Annotated in this window: 1 protein-coding gene; it reads right to left on the reverse strand. The window is 66.2% G+C overall.

Features of this window, described 5'->3' with window-relative positions; genetic code table 11:
* On the reverse strand, nucleotides 1-1,074 hold the full coding sequence (locus tag E0H73_RS45660; RefSeq protein ID WP_131367576.1) for an IS630 family transposase: 1,074 nt from the start codon (nucleotides 1,072-1,074) through the stop codon (nucleotides 1-3).
* Nucleotides 1,075-1,127: the final 53 nt, after the last annotated feature.

The following is a 1,127-nucleotide window of genomic DNA, read 5'->3' on the forward strand; positions in this document are numbered from 1 at the left end:
CTAGTGCCGCGCGTCTGAGGTCTTCTGACGGTTGGCCTTCTTAAGGATCTGGTCTGCGGTCTTGGTCCAGGCGAAGGGGTGGGATCGGTCGTTCCAGCCGGTGATGAAGGCACGGATCTTGGCGTTGAGATCGCTGACGGATCGGAAGGTGCCGCGGTGGATGGCTTGGCGCTCGATGATGGAGAACCACACCTCGACCAGGTTCATCCAGGACGCGTGGGTCGGGGTGAAGTGGACACTCACGCGGGGATTGCCCGCCAGCCAGGCCTTGATCTTGGGGTGTTTGTGGGCGGCATAGTTGTCCATCACCAGGTGCAACTGGCGATCGGGATGGGCGCGGGCGACCTGCTTGAGGAACGCCAGGAACTCTTGGTGACGATGCCGCGGCTTGCAGGCCGCGGTGACCTGCCCGGTGGCGATCTCCAGCGCGGCGAACAGGGTCGTGGTGCCGTGGCGGACATAGTCGTGCGAACGACGTTCGGCCAGCCCCGGCTGCAGCGGCAGGATCGGAGCGGTGCGATCCAGCGCCTGGATCTGCGACTTCTCATCCACGCACAACACGACCGCGTTGTCCGGCGGCGCCAAGTACAGGCCGACCACGTCGGTGACCTTGGCCACCAGTTCAGGATCGGTGGAGAACCGGAACGACTCCGACCGCCACGGCTGCACCCCGAACTCACGCCACGCCCGCGCGACCGTCGCGTCACCGATCCCCAGATGCCTTCCCAGCAGCCGAGACGACCAATGCGTGACGCCATACTTCTTCGGCGGCGGCGTCAACGTCGCCGCCACGATGCCCCGATGGTCGACCGTGCGCGGCCGGCCCGAGCGATCCTCGTCGTCGAGCCCGGCCAGCCCTCGCTCGCCGTAACGGTCACGCCAACCGATCACCGTCGGCCGCGACACACCAACCAACTCCGCGATCCTGGTATTGGACAGCCCCTGCGCGGCCAGCAACACGATCCGCGCCCGCTGCGCCAGCCCGGCCCGCACACTCGACGCCCGCGTCAACGCGACCAAGTCCTCCCCGTCACCCTCACGCAGAACCAACGCAGCAGCAGGACGATTCGCCATGCCTCATCATCCCAACCACCAACCGTAAATCAACTAACGACGCGCGGCACTAG

Source organism: Kribbella pittospori, from assembly GCF_004331465.1.
GTDB classification, from domain to species: Bacteria; Actinomycetota; Actinomycetes; order Propionibacteriales; family Kribbellaceae; genus Kribbella; species Kribbella pittospori.

Excerpts from the sequence above, each read along its gene's own strand:
- E0H73_RS45660 (WP_131367576.1), bottom strand. The coding sequence starts at position 1,074 with ATGGCGAATCGTCCTGCTGCTGCGTTGGTTCTGCGTGAGGGTGACGGG.